Source organism: Allosphingosinicella indica, assembly GCF_900177405.1.
GTDB lineage: Bacteria > Pseudomonadota > Alphaproteobacteria > Sphingomonadales > Sphingomonadaceae > Allosphingosinicella > Allosphingosinicella indica.
Window position 1 is genome coordinate 385,352 of sequence record NZ_LT840185.1, and the last position, 16,092, is coordinate 401,443.

The following is a 16,092-nucleotide window of genomic DNA, read 5'->3' on the forward strand; positions in this document are numbered from 1 at the left end:
CCGCTCAGCCCGCCAGCATCTCCTCTACCCACTCCGGGACCAGCCGCCCCGCGGGGCCGATCCGGCTTTCGTGGAAAAAGACGCTACCCAGGCTCGGCTCGAGATTGAGCTCCAAGGTCCGCGCACCGGCGTAGCGCGCCGTCTGGACATAGCCCGCGGCGGGATAGACCGCGCCCGACGTACCGATCGAGACGAACAGGTCCGCATCCATCAGCGCGCGGTCGATCCGCTCCATCTCGTAGGGCATCTCGCCGAACCAGACGATATCCGGGCGGAGGTGGCCGGGCGCATTGCAGACGGTGCAGGACGGCCCGTCCGATATGGGTGCATCCCAAGGCATCCGGGCATCGCACGCAAGACACCAGGCGGATTTGAGCTCGCCATGCATATGGAGCAGCCGCTTCGCCCCGGCGCGCTCGTGCAAATCATCGACGTTCTGGGTGACGATGAGGAGATCGCCCGGCCAGTGGGCATCGAGCCGCGCAAGCGCTTCATGCGCCGCATTCGGCTCCACCTCCGCCAGCTTCGCGCGCCGCGCATCGTAGAAGGCCTGCACCAGCACCGGATTGCGCGCGAAGGCCTCGGGCGTCGCGACATCTTCGACGCGATGACCCTCCCACAGCCTGTCCGGTCCGCGGAAGGTGGCGACTCCGGACTCGGCCGATATGCCCGCGCCGGTGAGGACGACGATGCTGCGAATTGCTTGCATGGCCGTAGCTTAGCCGCACACAGTCATCGCTCACAATCTTGCCCGTTCTCACACCTGCGGTTTACACGGGCCCCGGTGTGTGGTTACTATAGGACGGTATTTTCCGAATCCGATGGAGTGACGTAAATGCGTGGCATGTTGATTTTGGCCGTTGCCGCTACGGCCGCGCTGGGCGCTCCCGCCCTCGCGCAATCGGGCGCGAGCAATATCAAGACCGGCGAGAAGATGGACAGCGACAAGGTGATCTGCCGCAAGGTGGAGCCGGCGACCGGTTCGCGTCTCGGATCTAAGCGCGTTTGCGCCACGGCGCGCGAGTGGGCGCAGGCCGACGAGCGTTCGCGCGAGGCGCGCCAGGACATCGACAAGCTGCAGCAGCAGCGGGCCGTCAACGGCCAGTAAGTCCGCTCCGTTTTCCAGAAGGCCGCGCGGAATCAGCGATTCCGCGCGGCTTTTCTTTTGCCGCATTGGCCGCGGCGCCGGGACCGGCTAGGCGGGTGCGATGACTGCCATCGGACTGTTCGGCGCTGGCGGGCGCATGGGCCAGGCGATCCGCGCCGAAGCGAACGCGCGCGGGGACGTGACCATCGTCGCGCCCGACGCCGGCGCTGTCGTGCTGATCGACTTCACCTCCCCCACGATATTCGACGCGCAGCTCGCCCAAGCCCTGCGCGCCAGCCTGCCGATCGTCGTCGGCACGACCGGCCTCTCCTCGGAGCAGCAGACGGCAATCGACGAGGCGACGGCAGAGATTGCGGTGCTCGAATCGGCGAACATGTCGCTGGGCGTGAACCTCGTCGCGCATCTGGTGCGCGAGGCCGCGGCGCGGCTCGGGCCGAACTGGGATATCGAAATCGCCGAAATGCACCACCGCCACAAGGTGGATGCCCCATCGGGTACCGCGCTGATGCTGGGCCGCGCGGCGGCTGACGGGCGCAAGATCGACCTCGATGCCAATTCCGAACGCGGCCGCGACGGCAATGCAGGACCGCGCGAGGCCGGCGCGATTGGCTTCGCGTCGCTGCGCGGCGGCAGCGTCGCGGGCGAGCATCAGGTGATCTTCGCCACCGAAGGCGAGCGCGTCGAGATCGGCCATCGCGCCGAAAGTCGCGCGATTTTTGCCAAAGGCGCGGTCGCCGCGGCCTTGTGGCTGAAGGACCGCCCCGCCGGCCGCTATACGATGGCCGACGTTCTGGGCCTTTCGTGACCAAGGACGAGATCGCCGAATTCTTCCGCCTGCTGGCCGAGCGGACGCCCAATCCCGAAACCGAGCTCGATTACGTCAATGATTATACACTGCTGGTCGCGGTCGTGCTCTCGGCGCAGGCGACCGATGCCGGCGTGAACAAGGCGACGAAGGCGCTGTTCGAGGAGGTCCGGACGCCGCAAGCGATGGTCGCGCTGGGCGAGGCGAAATTGCGCCACCACATCCGCACGATCGGCCTGTTCAACACCAAGGCCAAGAACGTGATCGCCTTGTCCGAAGCGCTGATTGCGAAGCATGGCGGGGCGGTGCCCGCGGACCGCGATGCGCTGATGAAGCTGCCCGGCGTCGGCCGCAAGACCGCCAATGTGGTGATGAACACCGCATTCGGCGCCGAGACCTTCGCGGTGGATACCCACATCTTCCGCGTCTCCAACCGCACCGGCCTCGCCCCCGGCAAGGATGTGCTGGCAGTGGAGCGCAAGCTCGAAAAGCGCGTGCCGCAGCCCTACCGGCTCGGCGCGCATCACTGGCTGATCCTCCACGGCCGCTACGTCTGCAAGGCGCGGCGGCCGGAATGCTGGCGCTGCGTCGTGCGGCACATCTGCCGTTACAAGGCGAAGACGCCGCCGCCGGGAACCGGACCGGCGCCTCGCGCGTCGCGAGGGCACGGACAAGCGAAGGAGTAAGACGTCATGCGTATCGCCATTTCCCTGGCCGCGGGAGCGGCGCTGCTCGCCGGCTGCGCGCAGGTCGATGCCCGGACCGCGGATCGCAACGCGGTGACAGAGGCGAAGGTGGTCGGCGCGCCCGAGGATTGCGTGCTGCTGCGCGGCATCCGCTCCACCCGCGTGCGCGACGACCGGACGATCGATTTCCAGATGATCAACGGCGACGTGATGCGCAACACGCTGCCCAACCAGTGCCCCGGCCTCGGCTTCGACCGCGCTTTCTCCTACAACACCTCGCTCTCCCGGCTCTGCTCGGTCGATACGATCACCGTGGTGGAAAGCAGCACCGCCGCCAGCCGCGGTGCGACCTGCGGGCTCGGCAAGTTCCAGAAGGTCGAGCTGCCCACGACGCGCTGACGCTTGCGGGCGGGCGCGGGACGCTCTAATCGCCGACGCGACGCACCCATAGCTCAGCTGGATAGAGCGCTGCCCTCCGAAGGCAGAGGCCAGAGGTTCGAATCCTCTTGGGTGCGCCATTTCCTTTTAAAGATAAGCACCGCAAGTCGGGGCTGGGTCTGCCAAGCGCACGGTCAGGGTCGTAGCCGGACACGCCCGATCAGGACAGACCCGCTTTATCCAACGCAAATGCCTTGTCTTGCGAGCCGGGCACAGACCGGAAAGCGATAGAGGCTCGGTTCCAAGCGTTGATGACCATGACCATGTAAGTGAGATAGACCAGCTCAATCGTCCGAGAATTGTGCGCGTGCCTCGGCATATACATCGTCCGAGACACCCTGAGGCGACAATCGGGTCAACGCTTCAGTCCACATCAACGCGACCCGCTCGCGATCGCTGAACAGGCTCGACTCACGCCAGATCGCGACGTGATGAATGCGCAGCTCCCGCTCACCATTGAGCCTGGCCTGCTTGATGTGCATGTCGAGGCAGAAAGCGCAGCCATTGAGCTGCGATGCGCGGATTTCGATCAGGCTCAGGATCGCCTGACCGATGGTGCTCTTCTTGAGTGCGAAGGTAAGCTCGGTCAGTTTCTGCGTCAGCGTCGGCACTTGGCGCATATGGTTCAGTCGTTCGGACATAGTTTTCAATCCCACTTAAGGCGCGTCAGGATTTGGCTTGCACCGGCAAGCGGAAGGGTGCGCCAAGACGATTGAACGCATTCATCGCTGCGATCGCGATCGTAAGATCAGCCAGGTCGCGCGGTTCAAATGCTGTCGCTGCAGCGGCATAAGCCTCGTCCGAGGCATGAGTTTCGCTGACCCGTGTCACCTCCTCCGCCCAGGCAAGCGCCGCCCGATATCGCGCGTCAAACAAATGCGGCACTTCGGCCCAGACCGGAAGGAGCACCACCTTGTCGAGCGGCATGGTCTTGAGCAGGTCGCGGGTGTGGAGGTCGATGCAATGCGCACAACCGTTGATCTGGGACACCCGAAGAAACACGAGGTGAATCATCTCCTCCGGCAGATTGGTGCCGGTGGTGATGTAACGATGCACGCCGAACAGGGCCTGCGCACCCTTTGGCGCCACCTCGTACCAAACCAGACGCTTCATCTCTTCCATGTCGTCATTCCTTTGCAGCAGCGTCCAACCAACGCTCATCTGCACTGACGAGATTGCCCACGCCGATGTGACATGCAGGAAGATTTTCTGGATGTGGCCGCGATCGTGTCACATTGCTTCGTGCCGGCTCGTCAGATTTGAGGAGCCAAGGAGGCGGCGCGAGATGAAGGGCTGGGAAAGCACTGATGCTGCGGGCAGAGAGTCCAAACAGAGCTGGCGTTTGGCTGAATTTCAGCGGGAGCGGAAGCGGCTCGTTCGCCTTGCCTATCGGATGCTGGGGTCGTTCAGCGAGGCCGAAGATGTCGTGCAAGATGCCTGGCTTAAATGGGAGAATGTCCAGGGCGGCATCGATTCACCGGCGGCATATCTGACGCGCGTCGTCACGCGCCTGTGTCTGGACCGCCTCAAATCTGCACGCGTAAGGCGTGAAACCTATATCGGTCCATGGCTGCCCGACCCCTTGGTGGACTCTGTCGATCCCGATGAAACGATCGCCGATGATATCACGGTCACGCTCATGCTCGCGATGGAACGGCTTTCACCCCTCGAACGGGCGGCATTTCTTCTGCACGATGTCTTTGATGTCGCGTTGGGCGACGTGGCCGTGACGCTGGGCCGAGAGCCGGCGGCGGTGCGCCAGCTCGCCTCGCGCGCGCGCAAACACTTGCACGCCGCCCGGCCGCGATTCAGCATCGAAGCGACTGAGGCAAACCGGATCACGCACGCCTTTTTCGCAGCCGCGCGTGACGGCGATACTGCCGCCCTTGCATCGCTACTCGCTCAAGAGGTGGAAATCCACTCGGATGGCGGCGGGAAGGTTTTGGCGTTTCGGAACATTGTCCGCGGTATTGATCGCGTGCTGCGCCTGTTCGCAGGACTACGGCGCAAAAATGCGCCCGTTGCTCGACTGCTACGCACGGTGGAGATCGACGGTTTACCGGGTTACATCAGCGTCGATCGCGACCTCGTGCAGACGACCGCACTCGATATAAGGAACGGCAGGATTGCGGCGATCTACATCGTTCGGAACCCCGACAAGTTACGGCACCTGACAGAGGTCATCAGCGGCTAGGACTGAGCAGCCGCGCGCCGCTGCTGCATCATGTGGAATGTCCGCTCGGCCGATCGCGCAGCTCTAGTGGTTGGCGCGTCTACCTCCTTCATTCACCCTTCGCATTGGCGCGCCGGGTCAGATCGGCGAGCTCTTCGAAGAGCGTCAAATCGACCGTTTTGAAGTTGAAGCAGGTCTTGCCTTGGCGCCGCTTCGCGAGTTGCTCGGACACCGAGCCCGACAGTTCCGTATCTTGGTAGAGCGGGATGAGATGGTAGGCGACGTAGCTCTTCTTGATCGTCACCGTTCCGAACCAGCCGGGCGCGCCGGTCTTGGGGTCGATGCACTGGGATCGGAGAACGAGGTTGCCCGGTTCGTCGGTGGCGACGGTCTGGCCGGCGCCCGCTTCCAGCATGATCGTCCGCAATTGCGCGAAAACGGCGTCGAAATCCTTGGTCACATCGCGATCCTCGCTCGGCCCATCCGCCGGCCCAGATACCAGCCGATCGCCAGCGCCACGACGGCGGCGGGTGCGAGCCAGGCGGGGTGCGGGAAGGAGAGAGATTTACCGCCGCCAATGCGGCCAACACGAGCGGCACCACGATCGAGATCCGTGCTCCTAAGCTTGCGGCGACGAATGTGCCGGCCGCGGCGCCCAGCGCATAGCCGGCGACAGCCGCTGCGAATGGCGCATCGCCCCGTAACAGGACGTGACCCAGCCATTCCGTCAGCGCGATGACGAGCCCTGCCGTGATCACGCCGGCTGAGACCCGTGCGACGTTGCGAACCATGCCCATCCCTGCCCTCCCTGCTCAGAATGCCGCATATCGCGCCTTTCCCGAGCAGGCTTGAACAAAGCGGTCAGTCTTGCGGCCGGAAATGCGGCGGAGACTTAGCCCGCGTCGGCCGGAGAGCGCCTGCGGTCGATCCGGTAAGCCGCGCCATCTCCCGCGCGAGATGGGCCTGATCGGCATAGCCATGCGCATAAGCGAGGTCCGCGAGCGTGGCTTCGGGATCCGTTAGACCGGGATCGCGGAGCACCGCATCCAGCCGGTGGAGCTTCAACCATTGCTTCGGCGAGAGGCCGGCCTCCGTCGCGAAGCGCCGCCGCAGCGATCGCGGGCTGAGCCCCACCTCGCGCGCCAGCGCCGTGGCATTGCCCCGGGTAGCCTGCCGATCGGAACGTATTCGGCTCGCGCGGTGCAGCGCCGGTTGCGCCTCGAGCCATGCCGAAAAGCGGGCGAACCTCTCCTCATCATCTCCCGCGTCGATCAGCGAGGCGCGAAGGCGCTCGGCCTCCTCGCCCAGGAACGATGCGAGGCGGGGCGGCGGCGTCCCGTTGCCGCGCGGGAGCGGTCCGAACATGGCGACCGCGGCCCAGGGCTCCAGCCGCGCGCCGATGAGATGGGCGCGGCCCATCGACCGCGCGTAGCGCGGCCCGTCCTGGATCGGCGTCACCCAACTATCGGCGTAACGATGCTCGGCCCCGTCCGGCCGCGCGCGCCACCAGTGGGTCCCCGCGAGGCTGACGACGAGCTCGACATAGGGTTTGGGCAGGCCGGCGCCGAAGCGGCCGTCGTGCTCGAACGTCCAGAGTTCGGCCACCGCGCCGGCGAGCGCTGGAGGCGCCGGACAGGTCGTGAAGCGCGTCTCCACCATGCGCCGACCATAAACGAACCGGCCGGCAATACGAGCGGCTTGCGGCACCGGCGGCGATCCGGGATTGCGGAGACTTGGGACGGCGCTACGAAGATGCCCGAGTCATCAGAGCGGCGAACCATGAAGCGCGAGAGTTGGAACAGGATCGGGCTGGCGGCGGCGATCCTGCTTGCGCCGGGCGGGTTCGTGCTGGGCGCGGCATTGGCGGCGCGGCATTATCGCAAGAAAGCGGCCGACAAGGCGGCGGACGCGGTGGAGACTAAGCCAGACGGCTGAGCGTCGCGGGATCGGCGCGGCCGCCGAACCAGCGATCGAGCGCGGTCTGGAATATCCGCGGCGCCCCCGCGGCGACGAACAAAGTAAGCGACGAGCGAAGCTTCATCGCATCGACCGGCCCGAACACCCGTTCGGCATCAGCGTCGGGCAGCCGCTGGAGCGCGGCGACGCAGGCCTCCAGTCGCGGACCGAGCAGCGGATGGGCGAGATAGGCGCGCGCTTCGTCGAGCGAGCGGATCGCATAGCGGCGCGCCATGTCGCTGCCGCCCAGCCCCGCGATCTGCGGGAAGATGTACCACATCCAATGGCTGCGCTTGGCGCCCGCGCTTATCTCGGCGAGCGCGCGATCATAGTCGCGCGCCTGCGCGACGAGGAAGCGATCGAGATCGAAGGGATGGGCCACCCCTGCCCTATCGCAGCTTGCGGCGATGCGCGGAAGCGGCGAGAGCGGCGGCGATGGAGCAATATGACGCGATCGTGCTCGGCGCCGGCGGCGCGGGGCTGATGTGTGCCGCAACCGCGGGGCAGCGCGGGCTGCGCGTGCTGGTGATCGAGCATAATGACGCGGCGGGCCGGAAAATCCTGATCTCGGGCGGCGGGCGCTGCAATTTCACCAACATCGGGGCGGCCCCCGCCAACTATCTCTCCGCCAATCCGCATTTCGCCAAATCCGCGCTCGGCCGCTACACGCCCGTAGATTTCATCGCGCTGGTCGAAGCCTATGGGATCGCCTGGCACGAGAAGACACTGGGCCAATTGTTCTGCGACGGATCGGCGCGGCAGATCGTCGACATGCTGCTCGAGGAATGCGCGAAAGGAGCGGTCGCGATCGCGCTGGGCAGCGCGGTGCGCGATGTCGATCATGCCAACGGACAATTCACGGTGCGCTCCGATACTGGCACGGCCAGCGCGCCTGCGCTGGTGATCGCGACCGGCGGGCCGTCGATCCCAAAGCTCGGCGCGACGGGCTTCGCATATGATCTTGCGCGCAAGTTCGGCCTCAAGGTGGTCGAGCCCAGGCCCGCGCTGGTGCCGCTGACGCTGCCGGGAAGCGACGCGCTGTTCCGCGATCTCAGCGGCGTTTCCACAGAAGTGGTCGCGCGGGTCGGCCAGGCTGCATTCCGCGAGGCGGCGCTGTTCACACACCGGGGACTTTCCGGCCCGGCAATCCTTCAGATCTCGTCTTACTGGCGGCACGGCGAGCCGGTGGCGATCGACCTGCTGCCCGGCGCCGCGCCCGGCTGGCTCGCCGCGGCGAAGCGCGATCGGCCGAAGGCGTCGCTTGCGGCGGTCCTCTCTGCACAACTTCCCGCGCGGCTGGCCGAGGCGTTGACCGAGCGGATCGCGATCGACGGCGCCATAGGTGGCGCCACCGACAAAGCGCTGGGCGAGGCCGAGCGGCGGCTCGCGGGCTGGGCGTTTCAGCCGAACGGCACCGAGGGATTTGCCAAGGCCGAGGTGACGGTGGGCGGCATATCGACAGACGGCCTCTCGTCGCGGACGATGGAGGCAAGGCGCGTGCCGGGCCTCTATGCGATCGGCGAGGCAGTGGACGTCACCGGCTGGCTCGGCGGCTATAATTTCCAATGGGCGTGGTCGAGCGGCTGGGCCGCAGGCCAGGCCTTGGGCGAGAGGGAGGCCGCATGACGATCCGTATTCTGGTCGATGCCGACGCCTGCCCGGTGAAGGACGAAATCTACAAGGTCGCGTGGCGGCATGAAGTGCCGGTGACGATCGTCAGCAACAGCTGGCTGCGCGTGCCGCAGCATCCGCTGATCGCGCGCCAGGTGGTCGATGCCGGGTTCGACGCTGCCGACGACTGGATCGCCGAGCAGTCGGATGCGAAGGCGGTGGTCATCACCGCCGACATACTCCTCGCCGATCGCTGCCTGAAGGCGGGCGCGATGGTGATCGGGCCGACGGGCAAGCCGTTCACCGCGGCCTCGATCGGCGGCGCGATCGCGACACGCGCGATCATGGCGGATCTCCGCGCCGGGGCGGTGGGCGACGGGATCGGCGGACCCGCGCCCTTCTCCGGCGCCGATCGCTCGCGCTTCCTGCAGGCGCTCGATGAGGCCTTGGTGCGGCTGAAGCGGCGCTAGAGCGGCAGGCGCCGGATCTGGGTCGCGCGCCAGACGGTGCCGGGCTTCACCGCGCCATCCTCGCCTACTGCGGTCCACTGCGCATCGGCGACGTAGAGCAAGGCATCGGCGGCGACCACGCCGAGCGTCGGCTCGTCCCAGCCCGGCGGTTCGCGCTCGATCGCCGCGACCGAGCGGATCGCAATGCCGCCGTCGTCGAGCGCGATCCTGAGGATGCGGCGTGGACGGGTGCCGTTCTGGATGGCGATGAGGTCGCGGCCGTGCGCGACAAGCCCGTCGATCCCCTCCAGCATCATCGGCGTGCGCGCGCCGATCGGCGTGACGCTGCCGTCGGCGGGATCGATCCGAACGAGACCGGCGACGTAATCCGCGACGATCTGGCTGCGGCCGTCCGGTGAGGGCACGATCCCCTGCGGGCTGTCGAGCGGCGTCTTGAGCGCCATGCGCTCGAGCGTCGCGCACCCGGGCTTGCAGCGATACAAGCCGCCGTTGCCATCGCTGGCGTAGAGCGTGCCGTCTGCCGCGAGTGCGACGTCGCCGGGGCTGCCGCCGTCGGGCATTGCCAGTCGCTCGACGATGCGGTGGCTGGCGAGATCGACACCGATGAGACCGCGCCAGATCTCCGCCGCCTCCGCCCCGCGCCGCGTCGTGCCGGCGGCGATCCACAGGCGCTGGCGCGGCACGTCGACCGCCATGCCGAACAGGCCCGCAGGCGGCGCATCGAGCGGCAGCTCGCGCCATGTGCGGCTCTCGTACATCATCAGCCGCCCGTTGGACGCGGAGCCTGCAAAGAGGCGGCGGCCATCCCAGGCGATGCCCTCGACCAGCTCCATCGACGGCGGCAGGGTCGCGAACGGCGTGGCTGCGGCGATGGGCTGCGCATTCTCCGCGAACCGCGCGGCCAGACTCTCGCGCAGGTCTGCGTCCACGAAAGGCGCGATCCGGTCCTGGCTGGCGGACGACAGAGTGGCGCCCATCTCGGCGAGCAGCGCGGCACGGGCGGCGACCGCGGCGTGGTCCGAAGCCTCGATCGCGGCGAGCAGCGCGGTGCGGACCGCGCCCGACGACACTGGCGCAGGACTGGTCGCCGCGACGAGCATGACGGCGGACAGCATCAGCGGAACGATGCGCATTCTCCCTCCCTTCAGCCCGTGTCAGACTGCGTCGCCGCGGCCGCCGCCGCAACCCCGGTCAGAACCAGGCGCGGATGCCGAGGACGAGATTCCAGCCGCCGGGATCCTCGCCCGCCAGCCGCCGGAAATCGGCCGTCCGCCCAAGCGCACGCTCATAGTTGACGCCAACATAAGGCGCGAACTCGGGCACGAATTCGTAGCGCAATCGCAGCCCCGCCTCGACGGTGGAGATGCCGCGGCCGACGCCGATCTCCGGCACGTCCTGCGCGGCGAGATCGAACTCGATTGCGGGCTGGAGCGTCAGATTCTGGGTGATGCGCTGATCATATTCCGCCTCGATCCGCGCGGTGACGTCGCCGCGGTGCGAGAGGAACAGCGCGCCATCGACCTCGAACCAGTAGGGCGCGAGGCCCTGGATGCCGAGGACGAGATGCGCGGTCTCCGGATCGGGCTGCACGTCGTAGCGGACGCCGGCCTGAAGATCGAAGAACGGCTTGATCGGGCGGCTCCACAATGCCTGCAGCTCGGCCGACTCGATCTTCTCTCCGAACGATCCCTCGACCTCGGTCTTGAGCCAAAGCTTGTCGTAATCGCCGCCGTACCAGGCGTCGCCTTCAACCGCATAGCCGTCGCGGCCATTGCGGATGCGGAACTCGGCACGGTCGATGAGGATGCGGCCCGTACGCATGCCGCCATGCTCGCGGCGGAGCGTGTAGCGTGATCCCTCCATCGCCCGGGAGCCGAAGACGGTGTCGGCGGCATGTTCGGGTCCGGAAAGCGCCTCGGCCGGCGGCGGCGCGACGGGCGGAGCATCGTCGGCCGGCATGCCGTGCCCAGCATGCGGATCGGCTGCAGGCATCGTGTGGCCAGCGTGCGGGTCCGCGGCAGGCGTCTCATGGCCAGCGTGAGGATCGGCGGGGGCCGGCGCGGGAGCCGGAGCGGGCATCGCATGGCCCTCATGCCCGGCATGCTGGGCGAAGGCCGGGGCTGCCGTGGCGGCGAGGAGGAGCGCGGCAAGGCGGATCATGCGGCGTCTCCATCGTCGATCGGCCGCACCGTAACGACGCGCATCATCCCCGCGTGCATGTGGAGCAGCAGGTGGCAGTGGAAGGCCCAGTCGCCCGGCGCGTCGGCGGTCAGATCGAAGCTCGCGGTGCCGCCGGGCAACACGTTCACGGTATGCTTGATCGGATGACGCCCCGGATTGCCGGTCACCACCTCGAAGAAATGGCCGTGGAGGTGGATGGGATGCGTCATCATGCTGTGGTTGATCAGCTTTACGCGCACCCGCTCGTTGCGCGCGAAGCGGATCGGCTCCGCACCCTCGGACAGCTTCACGCCGTCGAACGACCACATGAACCGCTCCATATTGCCGGTGAGGTTGACCTCGACGGTGCGCGCGGGCGGCCGCGGATCGGGGTTGGGATAGAGCGAGGCGAGATCGTGATAGGTGAGGACGCGATGTTCCACATCCTCCAGCCCCAGCCCGCGATCGCCGCTGCGATCGACCGGCATGGCGGCGATCATGTCAACGCCTGCGCCGACCTTCATGTTCGGCGGCGCCGAGGACTTGTCGCGCATGTCATGCTTCATCGTGCCGCCTGTGGCGCCGCCATGACCCATGCCGCCGTGGCCCATCGCACCATGGTCCATGCCGCCCATGCCCATGTCCTTCATGGTGAGCGTCGGGCGTGGGCGGAGCGGCGGCACTTCGGCGGTCATGCCCAGCCGCGGCGCGAGCGTCGCGCGGCCCATGCCGGAGCGGTCGATCGATTCCGCCACGAAGCTGTAGGCACGGTCCTCGCGCGGCTGGACGATCACGTCGTAAGTTTCTGCTGCGCCGATCTGGAACTCGTCGGTCTCGACCGGGCGGACGTCCTGCCCGTCGGCGCTCACCACGGTCATCGCGAGGCCGGGGATACGGACGTTGAAGATGGACATCGCGGCGGCGTTGACGATGCGCAGCCGCACTCGCTCGCCGGGGCGGAACAGGCCGGTCCAATTCTCCGCCGGGCCGTGGCCGTTGATGAGATAGGTGTAGGTGGCGCCGGTCACGTCGGCGATGTCGGTGGGGTCCATCCGCATCTGGCCCCACATCGCGCGGTCAGTCGCGCTCATCGTTTCTTCCGGCCCGCCCTTCAGCATCCCGGCAAGCGTCTGGCGCTGGCGGTTGAAATAGCCGCCCTGATGCTTGAGCTTGGCGATCACCTGATGCGGGTGAAGGAACGTCCAGTCCGAGAGGACGACGACATGCTCGCGATCATAGCCGACCGGATCGCGCCCGGCAGGGTCGATGATCATAGGACCGTAATGGCCCTGCTGCTCCTGCAACCCCGAATGGCTGTGATACCAGTAGGTGCCCGACTGGCGGACGGGAAATTCGTAGACGAAGGTTTCGCCTGGCCGGATGCCGGGGAAGCTGACGCCGGGGACGCCGTCCATCTGGAAGGGCAGCAGCAGCCCGTGCCAGTGGATCGACGTGTCCTCCTTCAGCCGGTTGGCGACGTGGAGGCGGACGTTCTGCCCTTCCTTGAGGCGTATCAGCGGCGCGGGGATGGTCCCGTTCACCGTCACCGCATGACCGTGCCGCCCGCCGACGGTGAAATGGCTGTCCGCGACGGTGAGGCGAATGTCCTCGCCGCTCAGCGTCGTCATGTCGGGTACGATGCCCGGCGTGCCGCTCTGCGCCCAGGCGGGCAGCAAGCCGGCGAAGCCAGCGCCGATTCCGCCGATCGCGGCGCCGCGCAGCAGAGCGCGGCGGTCCAATGTCGTCATGTCTTTTCGTCTCCGAGAAGGAGAGGGCCTCGTCGTTGCTAGGAGTGGAGCGACGAAGCAATCCAGCCAAGGCAAGCGCCGGCTGGATTGCTTCGCTTTGCTCGCAATGACGGAAAGGGCAGAACCAAGGCCCTGCTCTACCCCATCAATGCTTGTCGTGGCCCGAATGGTCGGCCTTCTTGTCGGCGCAGCAGGCCGGCTGCTGGCCGTTCTTGGCGGCCTTCTCGCAGCACGCCTTGCGCTTGGCGGGATCCTTTTCCGCGCAGCAATCTTGCCCCTGATGGCGGGCATGTTCGGCGGCGCTGTGGTTGGCGTGGGCATCGGCCTGCGCGACGGCAGGGGCGGCGATCGTCAGCGCGATCGCGGCAAGCAGCATCTTCATGGTCATATCTCCTGAAAAGAAAGGGCGCGGAGAGCCGCGCTGCATTTCCTTCAGGCGAGGCGAGGAGGCGGCAGTTCCAGCAGGGGCTCGACCCCGCCGATCGTGCGCAGCGGCGCGGCGACCGGCGAAAGCGGCGCCATCGCAACTTGCGCGGGTGCGGCGAGCGCCGATGGCAGGACAGTCGAACAGATCATCATGCAATCGATCGCGCGCCCGACATCGCCCTTCGGCGCGGCGGGCTTCATGCCCTCGCAATGGCCGGCCGTCATCTCCGCGGCGGGCGCATGCGCCATCGCCGCACCGCCCATCATCGAGAAAGGCGCCGCGGCGACTGCGAGCAGCAGCAGGGCAAGGATCAAACGGCGGAACACGACCGCGGAAATAGGCGATGCCGTCAGGCCACGCAACCGGCGCAGGGGGCCGGCAGGTGCCTTATATAAATAAAACACCTTGGCATTCCTGACGCTTTTGCGTAGCGATGAAGACGCCATGGGCCTGTTCCGCAACGAGGCTGCCGCTCCCCCGCCAGAGTATCCGGCGACGCAGCCGTATCCCGATCCCGCGACCGAAGCGCCGCCGCCCGCGCCGCGCTTTCTCGGCTGGAAGCGCCTCGCCTATATCTTCGGCGCGCTGCTCGCCTTGCTGTTCCTCTGGCTGCTGGTCACCGCGCCGCTCTCCAATTCGTTGAAGCCCATCGCCGCGCCCGGCATCACGCTGGTTTCCGCGGGCGGCAAGCCCATCGCGCGGAGCGGCGCGGTCACCGACCGGCCGGTCGACGTGACCAAGCTTCCCGATCATGTCGGCCAGGCCTTCCTCGCGATCGAGGACCGGCGCTTCTACAACCATACCGGGATCGATCCGTGGGGGATCGGCCGCGCAGCGTTCCGTAACCTTACCGCGGGGGGTGTACGCGAAGGCGGCAGCACGATCACCCAGCAGCTCGCCAAGCTGGCGTTCCTGAGTTCCGACCGCACCGCGGCGCGCAAGATCCAGGAAGTGATCCTCGCCTTCTGGCTGGAAGCCTGGCTCAGCAAGGATGAGATCCTCTCGCGCTATCTCTCCAGCGTCTATTTCGGCGATAACGTCTACGGACTGCGTGCCGCCGCACACCATTATTTCAGCCGCGATCCCGAAGAGCTGACCGTCGAGCAATCGGCGCTTCTCGCCGGGCTGCTCAAGGCGCCGTCGCGGCTCGCGCCGACGCGCAACCTCAAGGGTGCGCGCGACCGGGCCAGAATCGTCGTTGCGACGATGGTCGAGGCAGGCTTCCTGACGCGCGCAGAGGCGGATGCGCTGCCAGTGCCGCGTCTCAAGGTGGCGAGCGCCACCGATCTTCCAACCGGCACCTATTTCGCCGACTGGGTGTTCCCGCAGGCTCGCGAGCAGACCGAGCTCGACTATGGCGACCAGAAGGTCGTCACCACGCTCGACGACCGACTGCAGAAGAATGCTGTAGACGCGATCCGTCGCGCCAGCCTCGGCGGCGCGCAGGTCGCACTGGTCGCGATGCGGCCCAACGGCGAGGTCGTCGCGATGATCGGCGGCAAGAGCTACAAGGCGAGCCCGTTCAACCGTGCGGTGCAGGCACGGCGCCAGCCGGGATCGACCTTCAAGCTCTTCGTCTATCTCGCCGCGCTCCGTGCCGGGATGACGCCCGACTCGATCGTCAGCGACGAGCCGCTCACCATCGGCAGCTGGTCGCCGCGCAATTCGGGAGAGCGCTATCGCGGACCGATCACGCTGAGCGAGGCGTTTGCGGTGTCCAGCAACGTCGCGGCGGTGCGCCTCTCCGAGCAGGTGGGGCGCGAGAACGTCATCCAGGCCGCGCGCGATCTTGGCGTAGCAAGCCCGCTCGCCGACGATCCGAGCCTTGCGCTCGGCACCTCCGGCACGACTCTCCTAGAAATGACGGCGGCCTATGCCGCGGTGGCGTCTGGCCGGCCGCCGGTGCGCGCGCGCGGGCTGCCGCAGGAAGCCGACGAGGGCTGGGTCGGCTCGGTCCGCAACCGCATCCGCAACTTCCGCGAGCGATCGACCTGGCCGATGATGCTCGACATGCTGCACGCCGCCGCGCACGAGGGCACCGGCCGCGCCGCGGTGCTGCCCGTCGATACATTCGGCAAGACCGGCACCAGCCAGGACTATCGCGACGCGATCTTCATCGGCTTCGCGGGCGATCTGGTCACTGGCGTATGGGTCGGCAACGACAACAACAGCCCGCTGAAAGGCGTGCAAGGCGGCGGACTGCCGGCGCGCATCTGGCGCGATTTCATGAGCCGCTCGGTCGAGGGTGGCATGCCCGCACGCCGCGCCGCGCCGCCGCCGGAGGCAGTCGACGAGGCAGACGTGCCGATCATCCAGCTCGAGCCGCCGTCGATGGTGGTGCCGCTCAACGACATCGGCATGGAAGTCGGTATCGGGATCGAGCCCGACGGCGTCGTGATCGACGCCCGACCGAGCGCGCCGCCGCCTGCTCCGCCGGCATCACGGCCAACGGAAGCCGCAGCCCCGCCTCCGCGCGAAGGCGAATAACTGGCCCCGGCGAACACCGAGGT

At 67.2% G+C, this 16,092-nt stretch carries 20 protein-coding genes and 1 tRNA gene; 10 read left to right on the forward strand and 11 right to left on the reverse strand.

The features are described 5' to 3' along the window. Positions 1 to 4: 4 nt before the first annotated feature. Positions 5 to 709, reverse strand: a complete 705-nt coding sequence (locus B9N75_RS01930; protein WP_085217273.1) for an NAD-dependent deacylase — start codon at positions 707 to 709, stop codon at positions 5 to 7. 126 nt (positions 710 to 835) lie between these two features. Here B9N75_RS01930 and B9N75_RS01935 point away from each other — a divergent pair, with 126 nt between their 5' ends. From B9N75_RS01935 to B9N75_RS01955, 5 genes are all read left to right on the forward strand, one after another. Then, positions 836 to 1,108, forward strand: coding sequence for a hypothetical protein (locus tag B9N75_RS01935; RefSeq protein WP_157123651.1), 273 nt, complete (start codon positions 836 to 838; stop codon positions 1,106 to 1,108). 100 nt (positions 1,109 to 1,208) lie between these two features. Then, positions 1,209 to 1,913, forward strand: a complete 705-nt coding sequence (gene dapB, locus B9N75_RS01940; RefSeq protein WP_085217275.1) for a 4-hydroxy-tetrahydrodipicolinate reductase — start codon at positions 1,209 to 1,211, stop codon at positions 1,911 to 1,913. Then, entirely contained in the window at positions 1,910 to 2,599 is a 690-nt protein-coding gene (gene nth / locus B9N75_RS01945) for an endonuclease III (RefSeq protein WP_085217276.1), read from the forward strand. Before dapB ends, nth begins: the two co-directional genes overlap by 4 nt. 6 nt (positions 2,600 to 2,605) lie before the next feature. After that, on the forward strand, positions 2,606 to 2,998 hold the full coding sequence (locus tag B9N75_RS01950; protein ID WP_244552400.1) for a hypothetical protein: 393 nt from the start codon (positions 2,606 to 2,608) through the stop codon (positions 2,996 to 2,998). Between the two features lie 42 nt (positions 2,999 to 3,040). Then, positions 3,041 to 3,117, forward strand: a tRNA-Arg gene (locus B9N75_RS01955). A 204-nt stretch (positions 3,118 to 3,321) separates the two neighbouring features. Here B9N75_RS01955 and B9N75_RS01960 read toward each other — a convergent pair. After that, on the reverse strand, positions 3,322 to 3,678 hold the full coding sequence (locus B9N75_RS01960; protein ID WP_210189344.1) for a carboxymuconolactone decarboxylase family protein: 357 nt from the start codon (positions 3,676 to 3,678) through the stop codon (positions 3,322 to 3,324). A 25-nt stretch (positions 3,679 to 3,703) separates the two neighbouring features. Next, complete coding sequence (locus B9N75_RS01965) at positions 3,704 to 4,159, reverse strand: carboxymuconolactone decarboxylase family protein (RefSeq protein WP_172840782.1); 456 nt, start codon at positions 4,157 to 4,159, stop codon at positions 3,704 to 3,706. A gap of 163 nt (positions 4,160 to 4,322) precedes the next feature. Between B9N75_RS01965 and B9N75_RS01970 the strand changes: the two genes are divergently transcribed. Beyond that, positions 4,323 to 5,231 carry a sigma-70 family RNA polymerase sigma factor gene (locus B9N75_RS01970; RefSeq protein ID WP_085217277.1) on the forward strand — a complete coding sequence of 303 codons (909 nt, stop codon included), beginning with the start codon at positions 4,323 to 4,325 and terminating at the stop codon, positions 5,229 to 5,231. An 88-nt stretch (positions 5,232 to 5,319) separates the two neighbouring features. Here the strand turns inward: B9N75_RS01970 and B9N75_RS01975 are convergent, their stop codons facing one another. Further along, positions 5,320 to 5,670 (reverse strand): hypothetical protein, encoded by a 351-nt coding sequence (locus B9N75_RS01975; protein ID WP_085217278.1) that lies wholly within the window; start codon positions 5,668 to 5,670, stop codon positions 5,320 to 5,322. A gap of 401 nt (positions 5,671 to 6,071) precedes the next feature. After that, positions 6,072 to 6,869, reverse strand: coding sequence for a helix-turn-helix transcriptional regulator (locus B9N75_RS01980; protein ID WP_085217279.1), 798 nt, complete (start codon positions 6,867 to 6,869; stop codon positions 6,072 to 6,074). Positions 6,870 to 6,989: 120 nt separating this feature from the next. On the opposite strand from B9N75_RS01980, the gene B9N75_RS14165 reads away from it, so the two are divergent. After that, complete coding sequence (locus B9N75_RS14165; RefSeq protein WP_172840783.1) at positions 6,990 to 7,145, forward strand: hypothetical protein; 156 nt, start codon at positions 6,990 to 6,992, stop codon at positions 7,143 to 7,145. Here B9N75_RS14165 and B9N75_RS01990 read toward each other — a convergent pair. Beyond that, entirely contained in the window at positions 7,129 to 7,548 is a 420-nt protein-coding gene (locus B9N75_RS01990) for a DUF1810 domain-containing protein (RefSeq protein WP_085217281.1), read from the reverse strand. The two genes, B9N75_RS14165 and B9N75_RS01990, sit on opposite strands and share 17 nt — an antisense overlap. A 53-nt stretch (positions 7,549 to 7,601) precedes the next feature. Here B9N75_RS01990 and B9N75_RS01995 point away from each other — a divergent pair, with 53 nt between their 5' ends. Next, entirely contained in the window at positions 7,602 to 8,792 is a 1,191-nt protein-coding gene (locus tag B9N75_RS01995; RefSeq protein ID WP_085217282.1) for a BaiN/RdsA family NAD(P)/FAD-dependent oxidoreductase, read from the forward strand. After that, positions 8,789 to 9,247, forward strand: a complete 459-nt coding sequence (locus B9N75_RS02000; protein WP_085217283.1) for a YaiI/YqxD family protein — start codon at positions 8,789 to 8,791, stop codon at positions 9,245 to 9,247. The genes B9N75_RS01995 and B9N75_RS02000 overlap by 4 nt, the downstream gene beginning before the upstream one ends. Here the strand turns inward: B9N75_RS02000 and B9N75_RS02005 are convergent. The 5 genes from B9N75_RS02005 to B9N75_RS02025 all read right to left on the reverse strand — a co-directional run bounded on the left by B9N75_RS02005 (position 9,244) and on the right by B9N75_RS02025 (position 13,908). Then, on the reverse strand, positions 9,244 to 10,380 hold the full coding sequence (locus tag B9N75_RS02005; protein ID WP_085217284.1) for an NHL repeat-containing protein: 1,137 nt from the start codon (positions 10,378 to 10,380) through the stop codon (positions 9,244 to 9,246). The two genes, B9N75_RS02000 and B9N75_RS02005, sit on opposite strands and share 4 nt — an antisense overlap. Before the next feature lie 58 nt (positions 10,381 to 10,438). Continuing rightward, complete coding sequence (locus B9N75_RS02010) at positions 10,439 to 11,407, reverse strand: copper resistance protein B (protein ID WP_085217285.1); 969 nt, start codon at positions 11,405 to 11,407, stop codon at positions 10,439 to 10,441. After that, positions 11,404 to 13,155, reverse strand: coding sequence for a copper resistance system multicopper oxidase (locus B9N75_RS02015; RefSeq protein WP_085217286.1), 1,752 nt, complete (start codon positions 13,153 to 13,155; stop codon positions 11,404 to 11,406). The genes B9N75_RS02010 and B9N75_RS02015 overlap by 4 nt, the downstream gene beginning before the upstream one ends. Before the next feature lie 145 nt (positions 13,156 to 13,300). After that, entirely contained in the window at positions 13,301 to 13,537 is a 237-nt protein-coding gene (locus tag B9N75_RS02020) for a hypothetical protein (protein ID WP_157123652.1), read from the reverse strand. 50 nt (positions 13,538 to 13,587) lie between these two features. Beyond that, positions 13,588 to 13,908 (reverse strand): hypothetical protein, encoded by a 321-nt coding sequence (locus B9N75_RS02025; protein WP_085217288.1) that lies wholly within the window; start codon positions 13,906 to 13,908, stop codon positions 13,588 to 13,590. Positions 13,909 to 14,026: 118 nt separating this feature from the next. On the opposite strand from B9N75_RS02025, the gene B9N75_RS02030 reads away from it, so the two are divergent. Further along, positions 14,027 to 16,069, forward strand: a complete 2,043-nt coding sequence (locus B9N75_RS02030; protein WP_085217289.1) for a transglycosylase domain-containing protein — start codon at positions 14,027 to 14,029, stop codon at positions 16,067 to 16,069. Positions 16,070 to 16,092: the final 23 nt, after the last annotated feature.

What these genes read in the sequence shown, in the direction of transcription:
- B9N75_RS01930 (WP_085217273.1), bottom strand. Translation starts at nt 709, where the DNA reads ATGCAAGCAATTCGCAGCATCGTCGTCCTCACCGGCGCGGGCATATCG.
- B9N75_RS01935 (WP_157123651.1), top strand. Translation starts at nt 836, where the DNA reads ATGCGTGGCATGTTGATTTTGGCCGTTGCCGCTACGGCCGCGCTGGGC.
- dapB (WP_085217275.1), top strand. Translation starts at nt 1,209, where the DNA reads ATGACTGCCATCGGACTGTTCGGCGCTGGCGGGCGCATGGGCCAGGCG.
- B9N75_RS01950 (WP_244552400.1), top strand. Translation starts at nt 2,606, where the DNA reads ATGCGTATCGCCATTTCCCTGGCCGCGGGAGCGGCGCTGCTCGCCGGC.
- B9N75_RS01960 (WP_210189344.1), bottom strand. Translation starts at nt 3,678, where the DNA reads ATGTCCGAACGACTGAACCATATGCGCCAAGTGCCGACGCTGACGCAG.
- B9N75_RS01965 (WP_172840782.1), bottom strand. Translation starts at nt 4,159, where the DNA reads ATGGAAGAGATGAAGCGTCTGGTTTGGTACGAGGTGGCGCCAAAGGGT.
- B9N75_RS01970 (WP_085217277.1), top strand. Translation starts at nt 4,323, where the DNA reads ATGAAGGGCTGGGAAAGCACTGATGCTGCGGGCAGAGAGTCCAAACAG.
- B9N75_RS01980 (WP_085217279.1), bottom strand. Translation starts at nt 6,869, where the DNA reads ATGGTGGAGACGCGCTTCACGACCTGTCCGGCGCCTCCAGCGCTCGCC.
- B9N75_RS14165 (WP_172840783.1), top strand. Translation starts at nt 6,990, where the DNA reads ATGAAGCGCGAGAGTTGGAACAGGATCGGGCTGGCGGCGGCGATCCTG.
- B9N75_RS01995 (WP_085217282.1), top strand. Translation starts at nt 7,602, where the DNA reads ATGGAGCAATATGACGCGATCGTGCTCGGCGCCGGCGGCGCGGGGCTG.
- B9N75_RS02000 (WP_085217283.1), top strand. Translation starts at nt 8,789, where the DNA reads ATGACGATCCGTATTCTGGTCGATGCCGACGCCTGCCCGGTGAAGGAC.
- B9N75_RS02005 (WP_085217284.1), bottom strand. Translation starts at nt 10,380, where the DNA reads ATGCGCATCGTTCCGCTGATGCTGTCCGCCGTCATGCTCGTCGCGGCG.
- B9N75_RS02010 (WP_085217285.1), bottom strand. Translation starts at nt 11,407, where the DNA reads ATGATCCGCCTTGCCGCGCTCCTCCTCGCCGCCACGGCAGCCCCGGCC.
- B9N75_RS02015 (WP_085217286.1), bottom strand. Translation starts at nt 13,155, where the DNA reads ATGACGACATTGGACCGCCGCGCTCTGCTGCGCGGCGCCGCGATCGGC.
- B9N75_RS02020 (WP_157123652.1), bottom strand. Translation starts at nt 13,537, where the DNA reads ATGAAGATGCTGCTTGCCGCGATCGCGCTGACGATCGCCGCCCCTGCC.
- B9N75_RS02030 (WP_085217289.1), top strand. Translation starts at nt 14,027, where the DNA reads ATGGGCCTGTTCCGCAACGAGGCTGCCGCTCCCCCGCCAGAGTATCCG.